The sequence below is a fragment of the Gammaproteobacteria bacterium genome, from assembly GCA_033344735.1.
Classification (GTDB): Bacteria; Pseudomonadota; Gammaproteobacteria; order UBA4575; family UBA4575; genus UBA1858.
In genome coordinates, this window is sequence record JAWPMW010000001.1 from 60,679 (window position 1) to 77,383 (window position 16,705).

A 16,705-nucleotide genomic window follows, 5' to 3' on the forward strand; every position below is an offset into this window, starting at 1 on the left:
TCTTAATTATTGGCACGCCATTGCTGCCAAAGTTTTTTTGCGGGATGATCATTCAAAGTATCGTCAAGCAAAGTTACTAGCATGCACCCATAATCTAATTCCCAGATACCTTCTCCAACATGAAAGGGATCTTGGCTAAGTTCTTGTGCGTACTCTTGTATCGCATTGTCTAATTGTCTGATGCAAGAACATAGATAACTTTCAGGGGCTAATTTTTTGATGTCAATTATTAAATGCCATGTATTGTCAGGCATAGATAATAGTAGCGGCAATTGCGCTTCTAGAATATCGATGCGTTGATTCAGCATTGACTGAAAGTTGTAACTGAGTCGCCACGCCCAATGGCGAAGTACTCAATGCCTTGGTTTTTTAAATACGCAGGATCATATAAGTTACGCCCATCAAAAATTACTGGGTTGTTAAGTGTAGATACAATATGGTCGAAGTCAGGGCTGCGAAATTCTGTCCATTCAGTCACAATAATAAGTGCGTCTGAATTTTCTAGTACTTCATTTGAGTTTGAGCACAACGTTAGATCGTTGCGTTTTCCATAAATGCGTTCACATTCATCCATTGCGACAGGGTCATATGCGCGAATCGTTGCGCCTGAATTCCATAGCTGTTCCATTAAGGTTCGACTCGATGCTTCACGCATATCATCTGTGTTGGGTTTGAATGCCAGTCCCCATAAGGCAAAAGTTTTACCTTTTAAATCACCATTAAAACGCGAGTGGATTTTGTTAAACAATGCTTGTTTCTGTTTTTGATTTACGCGGCCCACGGCAGAAATAAGAGTTGTTTCAAACTCCGCCTTAGCCCCAATATGTTGAAGGGCTTGTACATCTTTAGGGAAGCATGAGCCACCATAACCGCAACCAGGGTATATAAAGTGATAGCCGATACGAGGATCAGAGCCAATTCCTAGTCGCACTTGCTCAATATCAGCGCCAACTTTTTCAGCTAGATTGGCTAGTTCGTTGATAAAGCTGATTTTGGTCGCTAGCATAGCGTTGGCAGCATACTTGGTTAACTCTGCTGAGCGTATATCCATCACTTTGACGCGATCATGATTGCGATTAAATGGCGCATATAGATTTTTCATTAAATCGCTTGCTCGTTCGCTATCAGTACCAACAACAACACGATCCGGTTTCATGAAATCATCAATGGCAGCGCCTTCTTTTAAGAACTCAGGATTAGATACCACATCGAATTGCCCTTGCCTGCCATTTTTAGTCAATGTCTGATTGATCTCTTTTCTTACAATATCCGCTGTACCTACAGGTACAGTAGACTTGGTGACAACTACACGATAATCATCAAGGTGAGAGGCAATCGTATTGGCTACTTCCACCACATGACTTAAATCTGCTGATCCATCTTCATCGGGAGGTGTGCCGACAGCAATAAATTGAAATAATCCATGATTGACGCCCCGTTTAGCATCTTGAGTAAATTCAATGCGGCCAGCATCTAGATTTTTTTTGATCATTTCATCTAGGCCAGGCTCGTAAATAGGAATATTGCCTTGTTTTAATTGGTTGATTTTTTCAGCGTCAACATCAACACATAGCACATGATTACCGACCTGGGCTAAGCAGGCGCCTGTGACTAGGCCAACATAGCCTGAGCCGTAGATAGTAACTTTCATGAAATATTTTTAAGTTAGGTTAATTTCGTAGCTTAGTTTGTGAAGCAGATAATAAAAGATAACGTTATGCAGTGCAGTAATTCCCAGTCTGGATCAGAATTTCTCTCAAATCGAGATGCAAATTATGAGCTCAAGCTCGTGAATATCTCTTTTGGAGTCGAAATTTCAGCAAGAGTGCATATAAATATGATCTATTGTTGAAGTTACAAGATAATTACACCAGATATTACCACTATCTTGTTGACACTTGGCTTGTATCTATTTGACAATAGCCGGCTTTGTGCACGGAGGGGTACTCAAGCGGTCAACGAGGGCAGACTGTAAATCTGCTGGCTATGCCTACGTAGGTTCGAATCCTACCCCCTCCACCAGCAAGTGAGAGTGCGGGTGTAGTTCAATGGTAGAACCCCAGCCTTCCAAGCTGATGATGTCGGTTCGATCCCGATCACCCGCTCCAACTATATGCTGATACAAGATGTGATAGCAAATGGCTGGTTTGAGTTTTAAGTGCTATGTGCATAGTAGTAGAGAAGTTGGATTAGCGTCCAATGGATGGGCAAGGAAAGGAGAGGCAAAGAAAGGTTTGCCCATATAGCTCAGCGGTAGAGCACTTCCTTGGTAAGGAAGAGGTCTCCGGTTCAAGTCCGGATATGGGCTCCATATAATACTGGGCCCAGAAAACTGTATTTAGTATTGTTTATTTAAATTTAAGAGGTATCGGACGATGTCGAAGGAGAAGTTTGAACGCAATAAGCCCCATGTAAATGTGGGGACCATAGGTCACGTGGATCATGGTAAGACGACGTTAACGGCAGCGTTAACGAAGGTGTCAGCGGAAGCCCAGGGTGGCGAGTTCAAGGACTATGGCGATATCGACAATGCGCCAGAAGAAAGAGAGCGCGGGATCACGATTGCTACCGCCCACGTCGAGTATGAGACAGACAAGCGTCACTATGCTCACGTCGATTGCCCAGGACACGCGGATTATGTGAAGAACATGATTACGGGTGCGGCGCAAATGGACGGCGCGATTTTGGTGTGTTCAGCAGCCGATGGGCCGATGCCACAAACGCGAGAGCACATATTATTGTCACGCCAAGTGGGTGTGCCATACATCGTGGTGTACATGAACAAAGCGGATCAGGTAGATGATGCGGAATTATTAGAGTTAGTTGAGATGGAGATCCGCGATTTACTGTCTAGCTACGACTTTCCAGGGGACGATACGCCAATTGTCACCGGTTCAGCACTGAAAGCGCTTGAAGGTGATACGTCAGACATTGGTGTGCCATCGGTATTAAAGCTATTAGAAGAAATGGATGCTTACATTCCTGAGCCAGAGCGAGCAATTGATGGTGATTATTTAATGCCTGTTGAGGACGTGTTTTCAATTTCAGGTCGTGGCACGGTAGTGACCGGCAGAATCGAACGCGGCATCGTAAAAGTGGGCGAAGAAGTCGAGATTGTGGGAATTAAAGAGACGGCTAAGACAACGTGTACAGGTGTAGAGATGTTCCGTAAGCTGCTTGACGAAGGGCGTGCGGGAGACAATGTGGGAATTTTATTACGCGGCACGAAGCGTGATGAAGTGGAACGTGGGCAAGTGTTATGTAAGCCAGGCAGTATTACCCCTCACACGAAATTTGAAGCAGAAGTCTACATTCTGTCAAAGGATGAAGGCGGAAGACACACACCATTCTTCAATGGTTACCGCCCACAGTTTTACTTCCGAACAACGGATGTAACAGGTGCATGTGAGTTACCGGAAGGTGTCGAGATGGTGATGCCGGGTGATAATGTGAAGATGGAAGTGAGCATGATTGCGCCGATCGCGATGGAAGAAGGCTTACGCTTTGCGATACGCGAAGGTGGCCGTACCGTGGGTGCGGGTGTTGTATCTAAAATTATTGAATAATCGGTTGAACGTTAAGAGTAAAATAGGCCAGTAGCTCAATTGGCAGAGCGACGGTCTCCAAAACCGTAGGTTGGGGGTTCAAGTCCCTCCTGGCCTGCCAATACTGGCAGAAGAATTTAAGGAAACAATAAAATGGCCGAAACGGCTGAACAGACAAATAGCGTAATGGATACTGTCAAACTGGTGTTGGCTGCAATTCTTCTGCTAGTTGGGTTTTATGGGTTTTATCAATTTGCAGATCAGCCTTTGTTATACCGTGTACTTGGTATACTGCTGTTTGTAGTTATTGCTGCGGGTATCGCATTAACCACTACTAAGGGTCGTGCGCTTACCAGCTTTATGCAGTCTGCGCGAACTGAAGTTCGCAAGATGGTATGGCCGACTCGTGCTGAAACACTACAAACAACCTTGGTTATCTTGGTGGTAGTGATTCTGGTAGGATTATTCCTCTGGTTACTGGATACATTTCTGGGCTGGATCATGAGCATGATCATTGGATAATCGAGGATTAGCGATATGGCATTAAGGTGGTATGTGGTACACGCTTATTCTGGGTTTGAAAATCAGGTCAAGCGATATTTACATGAACGTATTGAGCGTTTGGAAATGCAAGACAAATTCGGTGAGATTTTAGTGCCGATGGAAGAAGTGGTAGAAATGCGAGAAGGCCAGAAGAAGCGTAGTGAGCGTAAATTCTTCCCTGGATACGTGCTAGTGCAGATGGATATGGATGATGATTCATGGCACTTAGTTAAAGATGTACCAAAAGTATTAGGATTTATTGGTGGAACGACTGATAAGCCAGCGCCGATACCTGATCGTGAAGCCGATGCGATATTGCAGCGCATTCAAGACGGTGTCGATAAACCGCGTCCGAAAGTATTATTCGAGCCGGGCGAAGTAGTACGCGTCACCGATGGGCCATTTAATGATTTCAATGGCATTGTCGAAGAAGTAAATTACGAAAAGAATCGTATGCTAGTCGCAGTTCAGATATTTGGTCGTTCAACTCCAGTTGAATTAGAATTCGGCCAGGTAGAAAAAGGCTAAAGAATTAAAGTTTTTAGAAGTTTTAATTAAAATTTCTGGTTTTTAAACATTACACGGGGAGCTAAGGGCGAGTACCCAAGGCGTTTGCACCCGTAAGGAGCTAAAAATGGCGAAGAAAATCGAAGCTTACATTAAGCTTCAGGTTCCGGCGCAGGATGCTAATCCTAGCCCACCTGTAGGACCTGCATTAGGTCAACATGGCGTGAACATTATGGAATTCTGTAAAGCATTTAATGCGCAAACGCAGAGTTTAGAAAAAGGCATGCCTGTACCTGTAGTGATTACTGTTTATAACGATCGTAGTTTTACCTTCATTATGAAGACGCCTCCTGCGTCAATTCTTCTTAAGAAGGCAGCGGGGGTTCCAAAAGGATCCGGCACACCTAATACAGATAAAGTCGGCAAAGTCACTCGCGCTCAGCTTGAAGAAATTGCTAAAACCAAAGAACCAGATCTTACTGCGGCAGACTTAGATGCAGCGGTACGTACGATCGCGGGTAGTGCTCGTAGTATGGGTCTTGAGGTAGAAGGAGTTTAATCATGGCTAAAGCAGGAAAAAATATAAGAGCAGCTCGCGAAAACGTAAACTCTGAGCAAGCGTATACGCCAACAGATGCGATGCAGCTAGTGAAAGATAATGCGCGTGCGAAATTTGTTGAATCTATTGATGTTGCTGTCAATCTTGGGATTGACCCTAAAAAGTCTGACCAAGTGGTGCGTGGCTCAACTGTGTTGCCAAACGGTACAGGTAAAACAGTTCGTGTTGCTGTGTTTGCGCAAGGCGATCAAGCAAAAGCAGCAGAAGCAGCAGGTGCAGATATAGTCGGTTTTGATGATCTTGCTGATTCAGTTAAAAAAGGCGAGATGGATTTTGACGTTGTGATAGCAACACCAGATGCAATGCGAGTGGTAGGTCAATTAGGTCAAATATTGGGGCCACGAGGATTAATGCCTAACCCTAAAGTGGGCACTGTGACTCCTAATGTTGAAGATGCTGTGAAAAATGCAAAATCAGGTCAAGTTCGGTACCGCGCAGATAAGACTGGGATTGTTCATTGCAGTATCGGAAAGGTAGATTTTGATGCGCAAAAATTAGTAGAAAATTTAGAAGCTTTGATAGGTGATTTAATTAAGGCTAAACCATCATCAGCTAAAGGTGTTTACTTAAAGAAAGTTTCTGTGTCGTCAACTATGGGTGTTGGCGTGATGGTAGATCAGTCAGCATTGGCATAGAGGAAGAATAGTAAAGATCATGGCGCATGTTTCGCGTCATTAAAAGACTTTGGGCTGTTTCAAGATTGTTTATTGGTTTTGAACGGCCGTCAAAGACCGTAGGAACGGCGAGTATGTCGTTTAAAAGAAGGGATCGGAATCCTACGTAGACGGTGGCTCCATTCAGAAATTGCTTCTGGGTTGGAACGCTGGAATTGTGTTGATAAGAAATTATCGACGAGTGTAACTCTTAAATATGTTCAGTTAAGTAACTGGGTCATATTTAGGAACAACTTAGGAGGACCATACTGTGGCACTAAACCTGGAAGGCAAAAAACAAGTTGTCTCTGAGGTTGCTGCGGTTGCTGCTGAAGCACATTCGGCGATTGCTGCCGAATACCGAGGACTCGGTGTTGAAGCTCTAACTGATTTGCGAACCAAAGCACGCCAAGGTGGCGTGTATGTAAGAGTGGTTAAAAATACTCTCGCTAAGCGCGCATTGGAAGGAACGGAATTCGAGTGCATGCGTGAAGGTTTGGTTGGCCCGATGATTCTTGCATTTTCGCAAGAAGATCCAGGTTCAGCTGCTCGCGTTATCAAGGACTTCAGTAAAGAAAACGAATTGCTTAATGTCAAAATGCTATCCATTGGTGGCCAGCTTCTAGAAGCATCTGAGCTGGAACGATTGGCAAGTTTACCGACGAAGGATCAAGCAATAAGTATGTTGATGGCAGTAATGAAGGCACCGGTCGAGAAATTCGTCCGTACCTTGGCAGAACCGCACGGAAAGATGGTGCGAACTGTTGCTGCTGTACGCGACCAAAAGCAAGCTTAAAGTTAAGTCACTTAACGGTTTTAAAATTTTTAGGAGTATTTAGAAATGGCTGTATCACAAGAAGATATTTTGGAAACAATTTCCAATATGACGGTTATGGAAGTCGTTGATTTGATTTCTGCAATGGAAGAAAAATTTGGTGTATCTGCGGCAGCTGCGGTAGCAGCAGCACCTGCAGCTGCTGGCGGTGACGCTGGCGCAGCAGCAGAGAAAGACGAATTTGATGTTGTCATGAGTAGTTTTGGTGGCAATAAAGTTGCAGTAATTAAAGTTGTTCGCGCAATCACTGGCTTAGGATTGAAAGAAGCCAAAGAAATGGTAGAGGGCGCGCCTTCTACAGTGAAGGAAGCGGCATCTAAAGACGAAGCAGAAGACATAAAGAAGCAGCTTGAAGAAGCTGGTGCTGCAGTAGAACTTAAGTAATTCTACTTCACTTTACGTGCTTAAAAGCATCACGATGAGAACACATGTTATGGATGTATTCATAGCATGTGTTTGCTCGTGGGTGCTTAAGTTATTTCGTTAGACAACAAAGATTACTGAAAAATATTTAGTCGCGGTGAAAACCAGACAGATGTTTTTCAGTAATCAGTTTAAAGCCCGGATACGAGGAGGCTAAATGCAATACAGTTTCACCGAGAAGAAACGAGTTCGAAAGGACTTCGGTAAGCGACCACAGATTCTTGAAGTGCCTTATATGCTTCAGATTCAATTGGCTTCTTATCGACAATTTCTGCAATTAGATGCAAGTGCAGACAATAGAGCGGATACCGGATTGCATGGTGCTTTTAATACCGTATTTCCGATTGAAAGTTATTCTGGGAATGTCATCTTAGAATACGTGAGCTACCGACTTGGTAAGCCGGTATTTGATGTTAAAGAGTGTCAGCTACGCGGCCTAACTTACGCGGCTCCTTTACGCGTAACAGTGCGTTTAGTTATCTATGATAAAGACGCGCCAGCAAGTCAAAAGAAAGTTAAAGACGTAAAAGAGCAAGAAGTTTACATGGGTGAGCTTCCACTTATGACAGATACCGGAACCTTTGTAATCAATGGTACAGAGCGAGTAATTGTTTCTCAGTTGCATCGTTCACCTGGTGTGTTCTTCGATCATGATAAAGGTAAGACACACTCATCTGGAAAATTATTATATTCCGCACGAATTATTCCTTACCGTGGTTCATGGTTGGATATGGAATTTGATCCTAAGGACTGTTTGTTTGTGCGTATTGACCGCCGCAGAAAACTAGCAGCGACTATTTTGATGCGTGCATTGGGCTATGGCACTGAAGAAATTCTTTCTATGTTCTTTGATACGCATAAAATTAAAGTCTCTAAGAAAGGTTTTGAGCTTGCGCTAACTCCCGAACATCTGCGCGGTGAAATTGCGGCGTTTGATATAGAAATCAAAGGAGAGGTGCTGGTAGAAGCGGGTAGACGTATTACCATGCGCCATGTACGCCAACTTGAAGAGGCAAAATTAAAGACCTTGGTTGTCCCTCAAGAATATTTCATGGCTAAAGTTATTGCTCATGACATTGTTGATGAAGAAACAGGTGAGCTAATTTTCCATGCCAACGAAGAGCTAAGCGAAGAAAATATACATAAGCTTGAAGAAAGCGGCGTCAAAGAATTTGAGATTTTATACACCAACGAAATTGATCGTGGCCCTTATATTTCTCAGACATTGGCAATTGACACAACCACAACTGAACTAGAAGCGCAGGTGGAAATTTACCGCATGATGCGCCCTGGTGAGCCACCAACTAAAGAAGCAGCTCAGTCACTATTTAATAACTTATTCTTCTCGCCAGATCGTTATGATCTTTCGCCGGTTGGAAGGATGAAATTCAACCGTCGCCTGGGTCGTGAAGAAACCACTGGTGAGGGCACATTAAGTAAAGAAGATATTCTTGATGTGATGAAAGTGTTGATCGATATTCGTAACGGCAACGGCATGGTGGATGATATTGACCACCTTGGTAACCGTCGTGTACGTTGTGTCGGCGAAATGGCAGAAAATGTATTCCGTGTTGGTTTGGTTCGAGTTGAGCGAGCAGTTAAAGAGCGTTTAACACTGGCAGAATCTGAAGGTCTGATGCCGCAAGAAATGATTAACGCTAAGCCTGTTGCCGCAGCGATAAAAGAATTCTTTGGTTCCAGTCAGTTGTCGCAATTTATGGATCAAAACAATCCATTATCAGAAGTGACACACAAGCGTCGTATTTCAGCGTTAGGGCCTGGTGGATTAACCCGTGAACGTGCTGGTTTCGAAGTGCGTGACGTGCATCCAACTCACTACGGTCGAGTATGTCCCATTGAGACACCTGAAGGTCCAAACATTGGCTTGATTAACTCGCTTGCGATTTATGCGCGCACTAATGATTACGGGTTCCTAGAAACACCGTATCGAAAAGTGACAAAAGGTAAAGCGACGGGCGATATTGACTATCTATCTGCAATTGAAGAAAGCCAATACGTAATTGCTCAAGCTAACGCGAGTCTTAACGAGAAAGGTCAGTTAGTAGATGAATTGGTTTCATGTCGACATCTCAATGAATTTGCATTGTCTACTCCAGACAAGGTCGAATACATGGATGTGTCGCCAAAGCAGATCGTTTCAGTTGCCTCATCATTAATACCATTCTTAGAGCATGATGACGCTAACCGTGCGTTAATGGGATCAAACATGCAACGCCAGGCAGTACCAACGCTACGCGCAGATAAGCCGCTAGTTGGCACAGGGATTGAGCGCGCTTTGGCGATTGACTCTGGTGCATCAGTTGTTGCAAAACGTGGCGGTGTTGTAGATACCGTTGATGCAGGTCGTGTTGTTGTGCGAGTAAACGATGAAGAAACTCAACCAGGTGAAGCCGGTGTTGATATCTATGCGTTTACTAAGTACACGCGTTCTAACCAGAATACATGTATCAACCAAAAACCATTAGTAAGACCAGGCGATGTTATCGCACGTGGTGATGTATTGGCTGATGGGCCTTCTACTGATATGGGTGAACTTGCATTAGGTCAAAACATGCTAGTCGCATTCATGCCGTGGAATGGGTACAACTTTGAGGATTCGATCCTTATTTCTGAGCGTGTGGTTGAGGAAGATCGTTTCACTACTATACATATTGAAGAAATGAGTTGTGTAGCACGTGATACTAAATTAGGCGCCGAAGAAATTACTGCAGATATTCCAAATGTCAGCGAAAGCTTATTGGCTAAGCTAGATGATTCGGGAATTGTCTATGTTGGTGCAGAAGTCAAACCGGGTGATATCTTGGTTGGGAAAGTGACGCCAAAAGGTGAAACTCAATTAACGCCAGAAGAAAAACTACTAAGAGCTATCTTCGGTGAGAAAGCATCTGATGTAAAAGATACCTCTTTAAGAGTGCCTTCAGGCATGGAAGGTACTGTCATTGATGTGCGTGTATTTACTCGTGATGGCGTAGAAAAAGATCGTCGAGCGCTACAAATTGAAGAAGCGGAAATCGAGCAAGTTAAGAAAGATATGCGAGATCAACTGCGAATTCATGAAGAAGATATTTTCAGTCGAGTCGAACGTTTGATAACTAATAAAGTTGCAGAAGGTGGCCCAGATGGATTGAATTCTGGTGAGAAAGTCACAGCGAGCTACTTGCAAGGTTTATCTCGCGATCGCTGGTTTGAGATTCGTATGCGCGATGAGAGTGTTAATGAAAGCTTAGAACAGCTCTCTCAAAGTATTGCCAATCAACGTGAAATTGCTGAAGAACGTTTAGTTGAGCAACGAGAAAAAATTACTGCTGGCGATGATTTAGCGCCAGGCGTATTAAAGATGGTCAAAGTTTACTTGGCTGTTAAACGTCGCATGCAACCAGGTGACAAGATGGCCGGACGTCACGGAAATAAAGGTGTTGTTTCAATGATTGTTCCAGTTGAGGATATGCCGCATAAGCCAGATGGCACGCCAGTTGATATCGTATTGAATCCATTAGGTGTCCCATCTCGGATGAACGTTGGCCAGGTGCTTGAGATTCACTTGGGTATGGCTGCAAGAGGTTTGGGTCTGAAAATACAAGGCATGATAGACAACAACGGCAAGCCTGCAGAGTTACGCAGCTTCTTGGATGAAATTTACAACCAAGACGAAGGAACTAAAGTAGATTTGAAGCAGTTCAATGATGAAGAGATCATGACTTTGTCGAAAAATCTACAAGGTGGTGTGCCTATGGCAACGCCAGTGTTTGATGGGGCTGAAGAACATGAAATCAAACGTATGCTTAAGTTGGCAGACCTGCCTGAAGATGGCCAGACTGAGTTAATTAATGGACGTACTGGCGAGCAGTTCGAGCGAAGAGTGACTGTGGGTTACATGCATATTTTGAAACTAAATCACTTAGTGGATGACAAGATGCATGCGAGATCAACTGGACCATACAGCTTGGTTACACAGCAACCATTGGGTGGTAAAGCACAATTCGGTGGTCAACGATTCGGTGAGATGGAAGTGTGGGCACTGGAAGCGTATGGCGCAGCATATACGTTACAAGAGATGTTAACAGTGAAGTCGGATGATGTGGCGGGACGTAACAAGATGTACAAGAACATCGTCGACAACGACCAGCAAATGGAAGCTGGTATGCCGGAATCATTTAACGTTCTAATGAAAGAAATACGTTCACTCGGCATTAATATCGAGTTAGAGCAGAATGACTAGAACAAAAATTAATAGAACGATTTTGCGATTTAAATTAAACCTTTCGTAGACCCTGCAGGAGACACGATGAAAGACTTATTGAACTTATTAAAGCAACAAGGCCAGTCCGAAGATTTTGATTCGATCAAAATAGGGCTTGCTTCACCTGACATGATTAGGTCATGGTCATTTGGCGAAGTTAAAAAGCCAGAGACGATTAACTACCGAACATTCAAGCCGGAACGTGATGGGCTTTTCTGTGCCAAGATTTTTGGTCCTACCAAGGATTACGAATGTTTGTGTGGGAAATACAAACGTTTAAAGCATCGGGGTGTTGTTTGTGAAAAGTGTGGCGTAGAAGTTACTCAAACTAAAGTGCGTCGCGAGCGAATGGGCCACATAGAGCTAGCGTGTCCCGTTGCGCATATTTGGTTCTTGAAGTCATTACCTTCACGAATTGGTTTGCTATTAGATATGACCTTGCGTGAAATCGAGCGCATTCTTTATTTTGAAGCGTTTGTTGTTATCGATCCTGGTATGACAACGCTTGAGACTAAACAATTGCTTTCTGAAGAAGCTTACCTTGATGCGATAGAGCAACATGGAGATGAGTTCCGTGCAGTCATGGGAGCGGAAGCAATTTATGAATTAATGCTTCAGATTGATCTTAAATCTCAGAAAGTTGAATTGCGTGAAGAAATTGAAAATACGCGTTCAGAAGCAAAATTAAAACGTTTTTCTAAGCGCCTAAAGCTGGTTGAGTACTTGCTCGAATCGGGAAATAAGCCTGAGTGGATGATTCTATTGGTGTTGCCTGTGTTGCCACCTGACTTACGTCCATTAGTACCTCTTGATGGAGGTCGTTTTGCCACATCTGACTTGAACGATTTATATCGTCGAGTGATTAATCGTAATAATCGACTAAAGCGTCTATTAGAATTAAATGCACCAGACATTATTGTGCGTAATGAAAAGCGCATGCTACAAGAGTCTGTTGATGCATTACTAGATAATGGTCGCCGAGGTAGAGCGATTACTGGTACCAATAAGCGCCCACTGAAATCACTTGCTGACATGATCAAAGGTAAGCAAGGACGTTTCCGTCAAAACTTGCTGGGCAAGCGTGTTGATTATTCTGGTCGTTCAGTAATTGTATGTGGCCCAACATTAAGGTTACATCAGTGTGGACTACCTAAAAAAATGGCGTTGGAATTATTTAAGCCATTTGTATTCAGTAAATTAATGTTGCGAGGCATTGCTCCAACAATTAAAGCATGTAAGAAAATTGTTGAACGTGAAGGTGCTGAAGTTTGGGATATCTTAGAAGAAGTTATCCGCGAGCATCCTGTTATGCTTAACCGCGCACCAACACTTCACCGTTTGGGTATTCAGTGTTTTGAGCCTCAGTTAATTGAAGGCAAAGCCATTCAATTGCATCCATTAGTATGTGCAGCATTTAACGCTGACTTTGATGGTGATCAAATGGCAGTGCATGTACCATTGTCTATTGAAGCGCAATTAGAAGGTCGCGCATTGATGATGTCGACTAACAATATTTTGTCTCCAGCAAATGGAGAGCCCATTATTGTACCTTCACAAGATATCGTACTTGGCTTGTACTACATGACACGTGAGAAAGTTAATGTGCATGGAGAAGGTATGATTTTCTCTGATGTAGATGAAGTGCGTCGTGCATTTGAAACAGGTGCGGCAGATTTACATGCGAAGATTAAGATCCGCATGGCTGAAATGACTATTGCAGAAGATGGTACGCAAACAGAACAAGTAGTGATTCAAGACTCATCTGTGGGGCGCGCATTGTTGCTTGATATTCTCCCTAAAGGATTATCCTTTGATCTTATAAACCAAGACCTCAATAAGCGTGCAATCTCAAGATTAATAAACGCTTGTTACCGTGAGGTTGGATTAAAAGAAACAGTGATCTTTGCTGACCAACTTATGTATACCGGATTTAAATTTGCAACGCTTTCCGGTGTGTCATTCTGCGCGGACGATATGGCGATACCCGACGAGAAAGTCAGCATTCTTGGTGCAGCCGAGCAGGAAGTAAAAGATATTGAAACACAATATGCTTCGGGCTTAGTGACAAAGGGTGAGCGTTACAACAAGGTTGTTGATATTTGGTCGCACACCAATGAGAAAGTCGCAAAAGCGATGATGGATAAATTAGGTAAAGAACAGGTCAAGGATGCTGAGGGTAATACAGTATCTCAACCTTCGTTCAATTCTATTTTTATGATGGCCGACTCTGGTGCGCGGGGTTCTGCTGCACAGATTAGACAGCTTGCTGGAATGCGTGGTTTGATGGCAAAGCCAGATGGTTCAATTATTGAGACACCAATTACGGCAAACTTCCGCGAAGGGTTAAATGTACTTCAGTACTTTATTTCTACTCATGGTGCACGTAAAGGCTTAGCTGATACTGCGCTTAAAACTGCAAATTCAGGGTATCTGACTCGTCGTTTGGTTGATGTGGCTCAAGATCTTGTAATTACTGAGCATGATTGCGGAACTGAGAATGGGATTATTATGAATCCCATAATTGAGGGTGGAGATGTTGTTGAGCCGTTGAGTGAACGTGTGCTTGGTCGTGTAGTGGCCAAAGATGTTCTTGATGCAACAGGTAAGAAAACACTTATCCCACAAGGCACATTGCTTGATGAAAAGTGGGTTGCACAGTTTGAAGAATTAGGTGTTGATGAAATTCTTGTTCGAACACCAATTACTTGCGATACCCGTTACGGAGTTTGTTCAAGTTGTTATGGTCGTGATTTAGCGCGCGGACATTTGATTAACCAAGGTGAGGCAGTCGGTGTGATGGCAGCTCAGTCTATTGGTGAGCCGGGTACACAGTTAACGATGCGTACTTTCCATATTGGTGGTGCGGCAAGTCGTGCAGCGTCAACAAATAGTATTGCGCCAAAAGCCTCAGGTACAGTTCGTTTTCATAATATTAAATTAGTTAAGCATCATGATGGACACAATGTAGCAGCATCGCGTTCTGGTGAAATTGGTTTAATTGATGAGCATGGTCGTGAGCGTGAGCGTTATAAACTACCTTATGGAGCATCTATTTCAGCGAATGAAGGGGATGCTGTTGAATCGGGACAAGTAATAGCAACATGGGATCCACACACTCACCCAATTATTGCTGAGGTTGGTGGACGAGTTAAATTAGTCGATTTCTCTGATGGCGTGACTGTAAATAAGCGATTGGATGAAGTTACCGGTTTGAGTTCAACTATTGTTGCCGATCCTAAGAGTCGTCCTGCAGCAGGAAAAGATCTGCGTCCAATGGTGAAGTTAGTTGATGACAAAGATAATGAATTAACGCTACCTGATTCAGATTTCCCAGCACAATACGTGTTGCCACCAGAAGCAATTGTAAGTTTAGAAGATGGTGCGCAAGTAGGTGTAGGTGACATTATCGCGCGTATTCCTCAAGAATCTTCAAAGACTAGAGATATTACTGGTGGTCTGCCTCGAGTTGCTGATCTTTTTGAAGCGCGTAAACCTAAAGAGCCAGCAGTGATGGCCCTTGAGTCAGGAATTATTAGTTTTGGTAAAGAGACCAAAGGTAAACAACGTTTAGTTATCACCATGGATGATGGTGAGACAGTAGAAGAATTAATCCCTAAGTGGAGACATGTCGATGTGTTCGAAGGTGAGCATGTAGATAAGGGTGAAGTGGTTGTCGAAGGTGAACGTAGTCCCCACGATATCTTGAAGTTACTAGGAGTGAGTGCATTAGCAGAATATCTAGTACAAGAGATTCAAGACGTTTATCGCTTACAAGGTGTGAAAATAAATGATAAGCACATTGAGGTGATTATTCGCCAAATGTTGCGCAAAGTTGAGATTTCAGACCGAGGTGATACCAACATGTTACGTGGAGAGCAGGTTGAGCGAGCTCGTCTGTATGAAGTAAATGAGAACATGGAGGCTCGAAACAAAGAGCCTGCGACTTTCCAAAATGTCTTATTAGGAATTACAAAGGCTTCGTTGGTCACTGAATCCTTCATTTCTGCGGCGTCTTTCCAAGAAACCACACGAGTATTGACGGAATCAGCGGTACGTGGATCCAATGACTATTTACGTGGACTGAAGGAAAATGTCATTGTCGGTCGTTTGATCCCGGCAGGAACAGGGCTGACGTATCATCAAGAGCGACGTAAAACTCGTCAAGAATTGAATTTGGGAATGCCAGAAATGCCTGATTTGCCCGATATTCAAGAAGAACCAGCAATGATTGAGGAGACGTCAGAGGCCGAATCGACCGATCAGGAAGATAATACTTTAGAAACATAGTGTTGTTGGGTTCTGTTCTCCTTGACAGGGTGCAGCCCAACTCCGTAAAATCTCGCCACCCTACGACAGGCCGAGCCAAAAATCGGCCTGTCGTTTATTTTATGCCGGAGAAAATTTAAGAATGGCAACAATTAATCAGCTTGTACGCAAGCCGAGAAAAAGAAAAATTGAAAAAAGTAATGTGCCAGCGTTAGCCGCTTGTCCTCAGCGACGCGGTGTGTGTACTCGTGTGTATACAACTACGCCTAAAAAGCCAAATTCAGCACTGCGTAAAGTAGCACGCGTGCGTTTGACTAACGGTTTCGAGGTTTCTTCATATATTGGTGGAGAAGGTCATAACCTACAAGAACACTCGGTAGTATTGATCCGTGGTGGTCGTGTTAAGGATTTACCCGGTGTTCGCTACCATACAGTACGTGGAAGTTTAGATACTCAAGGGGTAGCAAATCGTAAGCAAGCTCGCTCTAAATATGGCGCAAAACGCCAGAAGTCATAATTTATAGCGATCATTAAACATAATTTTAGCAATCATAATTACAAGTAAAGCGAAGAGAAAACATGCCTAGACGTAGAGAAGTTCCTAAACGTGAAGTGTTACCTGATCCGAAATATGGAAATGATCAGCTCGCTAAGTTTGTAAATATTTTAATGGTTAGTGGTAAGAAATCTGTAGCCGAAAAAATCGTTTATAAAGCGATTGATGAAATTTCTACTAAAAAAGGCACAGATGGATTAGAAGTATTTTTAGAAGCACTTGATAAAGTTAGACCTCCTGTTGAGGTGAAGTCACGCCGAGTGGGCGGTGCAACATATCAGGTGCCAGTTGAAGTGCGTCCGGTACGTCAAGCAGCTTTGGCAATGCGATGGATTGTAGATTCTGCACGTAAGCGTGGTGAAAAATCTATGGTGAATAAATTAGCCGGTGAATTGATTGACGCTGCTGAAAGCAAAGGCTCAGCAATTAAGAAGCGCGAAGATACGCTTAGAATGGCAGAAGCGAATAAAGCATTTTCTCACTACCGTTGGTAGTAA

Annotated in this window: 13 protein-coding genes and 4 tRNA genes; 15 read left to right on the forward strand and 2 right to left on the reverse strand. The window is 43.4% G+C overall.

From position 1 onward, the window contains the following. Nucleotides 1-2: 2 nt before the first annotated feature. Nucleotides 3-308, reverse strand: a complete 306-nt coding sequence (locus R8G33_00320; protein ID MDW3094097.1) for a hypothetical protein — start codon at nt 306-308, stop codon at nt 3-5. Beyond that, entirely contained in the window at nt 302-1,651 is a 1,350-nt protein-coding gene (locus tag R8G33_00325; protein ID MDW3094098.1) for a UDP-glucose/GDP-mannose dehydrogenase family protein, read from the reverse strand. Before R8G33_00325 ends, R8G33_00320 begins: the two co-directional genes overlap by 7 nt. Nucleotides 1,652-1,937: 286 nt before the next feature. Between R8G33_00325 and R8G33_00330 the strand changes: the two genes are divergently transcribed. The 15 genes from R8G33_00330 to rpsG all read left to right on the forward strand — a co-directional run bounded on the left by R8G33_00330 (nt 1,938) and on the right by rpsG (nt 16,702). Next, a tRNA-Tyr gene (locus tag R8G33_00330) sits at nt 1,938-2,022 on the forward strand. A 12-nt stretch (nt 2,023-2,034) separates the two neighbouring features. Further along, nucleotides 2,035-2,108: transfer RNA gene (locus tag R8G33_00335), tRNA-Gly, on the forward strand. 128 nt (nt 2,109-2,236) lie between these two features. Next, nucleotides 2,237-2,311 (forward strand) — tRNA-Thr (locus tag R8G33_00340). A 64-nt stretch (nt 2,312-2,375) separates the two neighbouring features. After that, a complete protein-coding gene (gene tuf, locus R8G33_00345; GenBank protein ID MDW3094099.1) occupies nt 2,376-3,566 on the forward strand; it encodes an elongation factor Tu in 1,191 nt (396 codons plus the stop codon). A 24-nt stretch (nt 3,567-3,590) separates the two neighbouring features. Continuing rightward, nucleotides 3,591-3,666 (forward strand) — tRNA-Trp (locus R8G33_00350). Between the two features lie 32 nt (nt 3,667-3,698). Continuing rightward, entirely contained in the window at nt 3,699-4,067 is a 369-nt protein-coding gene (secE, locus tag R8G33_00355; GenBank protein MDW3094100.1) for a preprotein translocase subunit SecE, read from the forward strand. A 15-nt stretch (nt 4,068-4,082) separates the two neighbouring features. Then, nucleotides 4,083-4,616, forward strand: a complete 534-nt coding sequence (nusG, locus tag R8G33_00360) for a transcription termination/antitermination protein NusG (protein ID MDW3094101.1) — start codon at nt 4,083-4,085, stop codon at nt 4,614-4,616. A gap of 106 nt (nt 4,617-4,722) precedes the next feature. Continuing rightward, a complete protein-coding gene (gene rplK / locus R8G33_00365; GenBank protein MDW3094102.1) occupies nt 4,723-5,154 on the forward strand; it encodes a 50S ribosomal protein L11 in 432 nt (143 codons plus the stop codon). Nucleotides 5,155-5,156: 2 nt separating this feature from the next. Continuing rightward, nucleotides 5,157-5,849, forward strand: coding sequence for a 50S ribosomal protein L1 (gene rplA / locus R8G33_00370; GenBank protein MDW3094103.1), 693 nt, complete (start codon nt 5,157-5,159; stop codon nt 5,847-5,849). A 289-nt stretch (nt 5,850-6,138) separates the two neighbouring features. Beyond that, on the forward strand, nt 6,139-6,663 hold the full coding sequence (rplJ, locus tag R8G33_00375; GenBank protein MDW3094104.1) for a 50S ribosomal protein L10: 525 nt from the start codon (nt 6,139-6,141) through the stop codon (nt 6,661-6,663). Nucleotides 6,664-6,708: 45 nt separating this feature from the next. Then, nucleotides 6,709-7,086 carry a 50S ribosomal protein L7/L12 gene (gene rplL / locus R8G33_00380; GenBank protein MDW3094105.1) on the forward strand — a complete coding sequence of 126 codons (378 nt, stop codon included), beginning with the start codon at nt 6,709-6,711 and terminating at the stop codon, nt 7,084-7,086. Between the two features lie 196 nt (nt 7,087-7,282). Next, nucleotides 7,283-11,365 carry a DNA-directed RNA polymerase subunit beta gene (rpoB, locus tag R8G33_00385; protein MDW3094106.1) on the forward strand — a complete coding sequence of 1,361 codons (4,083 nt, stop codon included), beginning with the start codon at nt 7,283-7,285 and terminating at the stop codon, nt 11,363-11,365. Nucleotides 11,366-11,431: 66 nt separating this feature from the next. After that, nucleotides 11,432-15,673 (forward strand): DNA-directed RNA polymerase subunit beta', encoded by a 4,242-nt coding sequence (gene rpoC / locus R8G33_00390; protein ID MDW3094107.1) that lies wholly within the window; start codon nt 11,432-11,434, stop codon nt 15,671-15,673. Nucleotides 15,674-15,794: 121 nt separating this feature from the next. Next, a complete protein-coding gene (gene rpsL, locus R8G33_00395) occupies nt 15,795-16,169 on the forward strand; it encodes a 30S ribosomal protein S12 (GenBank protein MDW3094108.1) in 375 nt (124 codons plus the stop codon). A gap of 62 nt (nt 16,170-16,231) precedes the next feature. Then, nucleotides 16,232-16,702: a 30S ribosomal protein S7 gene (gene rpsG / locus R8G33_00400; GenBank protein MDW3094109.1), complete on the forward strand. Its 471-nt coding sequence runs from the start codon at nt 16,232-16,234 to the stop codon at nt 16,700-16,702. The last annotated feature ends 3 nt before the right edge of the window (nt 16,703-16,705 follow it).